Consider the following 293-nt stretch of genomic DNA (forward strand, 5'->3'; position numbering starts at 1 on the left):
CCGAACGGTTCGCATAGTTCTTTACGAACCCAAGCATCGGCGCGGGGCGAGCGGATTGAAATTTCCCATTGATCGACTGTTATCCTGTCGAGCGCGAGGTCGCAGTCGCTGTGATGCGGGACGGGACATCCTGCTCCGGCAAGCAATGCCTCGCCAGTCCGCGAGCAACCTGGATCGATGGTCATCGATGCCCTCCTTTGCTTCATTGTCATGGCGCCCTGAGCCTGTAGTGCAGGTTTCTCCTTATTTCATCTTGAAGAATCGCGAATGGCATCGAGATCGTCGGCCTGCTC

General features: G+C 56.7%; 1 pseudogene. It reads right to left on the reverse strand.

The features are described from left to right. Positions 1–185 (reverse strand): annotated as a pseudogene (locus BN1800_RS42130) (hypothetical protein); the annotation flags it as partial. Positions 186–293 lie beyond the last annotated feature (108 nt).

Source organism: Rhizobium sullae (genome assembly GCF_900169785.1).
Lineage (GTDB): Bacteria > Pseudomonadota > Alphaproteobacteria > Rhizobiales > Rhizobiaceae > Rhizobium > Rhizobium sullae.